Raw genomic sequence first — 2,061 nt, forward strand, 5'->3', positions numbered from 1 at the left:
GCCAAGAACGGCTTGCGACCGTCCGTCCTCGACCGATCCGCAGGCTTGGCATCACGTTTCGGCACCTTTGCCATGGAAATCCAGATATCCGACTTTCTACCTTTTTATCGAGCCAACCTCTCACGTTCACGCCGATTCGGCAACGACCACTTAATCGACTTATATCAATTGCTTAGCTCGATTTCTCAGCGGAAATCGTCGGGGAATTGAAGCCCGTCAAAGCTCCCGTCTCGTCTGCAATCGTTAGGGCAACGTGTCACGGGCATGGGATTGTGCGGTCAACAATGGGAGTTCAGGGAGCAGTGCGTCGTCGACGTGCGAGTGCCCGAGGTTCCGATCCCGACGGACTTGGGTCCGATCAGATGTAGAACTTGAACGGCAGCGGCGCCGTCTCTTTGTTTGGGCCCGCCGTCAGAATCTCGCCGACGAGGTCCGCGAAGCGCAACGTCACCGGCAGGCCATCCGAGAAGTTCGCGCCGTTGAAATTCAGCTTCGTCAACGCCATGAGATCGCCGAGAACGGTCTCGATCGGACAGTCGCCACGCACGACGTCGACCGTCAGCGGATTCGGAACCTCGCGCCCGGGATAGGTCGCCAAGCGCGGGGTGAAACCGACCGTCCACAGATAGGCAAATCGCTCGGACACGATGGCCGCCGTTCCCCGCAGGACCGGTCTGCTTCCGTAACGGAAAAGCTTCACCTCATTCTGGCGTCTGATTTGGACCCCGACCAGTCTGGTCGCCGGCGGTACGGTGCTGGAGAAGCCCGCCCATTCCTCATTGTCGAACCGCACCTTCCCATGAATGAAAAGCTCGTTCGGCGGCTTTCCGTGCTGCGCGGTGTAGGCCCGGATGATCATGTCCATCAATTCGGCGGCCTTGGCCTTCGAAAGATGGAAGGAATTGTCGGTCGCCGAATGCCACGGACCGACGGCGCCCTTGAAAACGACGCCATCGCCCGAGCCGAGGAACATCTGCGCTCCACAGCAGGCATTGTCCCGACCGCTCGCGTTGTCCAATCGCTTGAACACCAGCCCGACGTAGCAGACTCCATCCCGGATGTCGGCAACGCGCCATGGGCGTCCGTCCGCCTTGTAGAAGGCCGTCGTGGACAGGTTCCATGCGACCGCCGACGGGTGCTGCAAGGAACGTCGGATGTTCTGATCGAAGTCTTCCGGCGTCAGGGTCGTCTCGCGCACGACCTGGATGACCTGTCTCGTATCCAGCAGGCGCGCCTTGAGTTGGTTGTGAAAATTCAGCTCGTATTCGTATATCTCCGCCGCCTCGACGTCCTCGGGAAAGAGCCAACCCTTCTCGAGGACCGTCTTGGCGAGCCTTCTACTGACGGGCGCGGTCGATTTTTCCCGTTCCGCCCTCGGGACGATGGACTTTGGTCGCCCGTAGCGGAAAACCTCCTCCGGCAGGACTGCGAACCACAGCTTCGGGCGGGCCTCTTCGTCGTCCAAGTGGCGACGCAGAGTGTCGCCGTAGAGCTTGGCGGCCTCCGAGATCGCCTCATAGCGATTTTCGATGCGGATGCGTCGACTCAGTTCGGCACCGTCGATCACGCAGCTAGCATAGGGCTGCTCCGGCCACGGCGCCGCAAAAACAGCCTCGAACCCCGGCCAGAACATCTTGTTCTCTGGCTTTCCCTCGGCAGGAGGCGAGATGGTCAACCCGATCGACTTGACCCAGCGCTGGTAGCGCTCGATGCCCGCAGCGGTGGCGACGACACCGACATCCATGCGGGCTGGATTCAAATTGGATGCCGGCGGCCCATATAGAAACAGGCCGTCCTTCGGATGCTCGGCAGTCTGGCCGAACCCGAACGCCAAGCGCGGCTCGGGAACATGGATGAGACGCCATCCGCTCATTCGGAGTCCTCCGCGTCGTCTTCATCGAAATCTTCATCGCCGTCGTCGGGTTCCTCTGGAACCTCCGGCTCGTCGGCAACCCTGAGATCGTCCGGCATGCTGCGAGCGGTGCTCAATTGCATCGGCCAGTCGGACAGGACGAGCTTTTCTGGACCATCCAAGCCGATTTCGATGGGCGACTTTCCGTC

2 protein-coding genes and 1 pseudogene are annotated in these 2,061 nt (G+C 60.7%); 1 reads left to right on the top strand and 2 read right to left on the bottom strand.

The genetic code is table 11. From position 1 onward, the window contains the following. The coding region (locus A1351_RS25620; RefSeq protein WP_210178242.1) for a hypothetical protein at positions 1–210 on the top strand (210 nt) is incomplete at its 5' end. Between the two features lie 148 nt (positions 211–358). On the opposite strand, the gene A1351_RS06765 is transcribed toward A1351_RS25620, so the two are convergent. Then, complete coding sequence (locus A1351_RS06765) at positions 359–1,873, bottom strand: hypothetical protein (protein WP_064032575.1); 1,515 nt, start codon at positions 1,871–1,873, stop codon at positions 359–361. Continuing rightward, positions 1,870–2,061, bottom strand: a pseudogene (locus A1351_RS25210) (toll/interleukin-1 receptor domain-containing protein); the annotation flags it as partial. The pseudogene A1351_RS25210 and the gene A1351_RS06765, both read right to left, overlap by 4 nt.

The organism is Methylosinus sp. R-45379, from assembly GCF_001644125.1.
Taxonomy (GTDB): Bacteria; Pseudomonadota; Alphaproteobacteria; order Rhizobiales; family Beijerinckiaceae; genus Methylosinus.

Coding starts and splice junctions, on each gene's coding strand:
- A1351_RS06765 (WP_064032575.1), bottom strand. CDS start 1,873: ATGAGCGGATGGCGTCTCATCCATGTTCCCGAGCCGCGCTTGGCGTTC.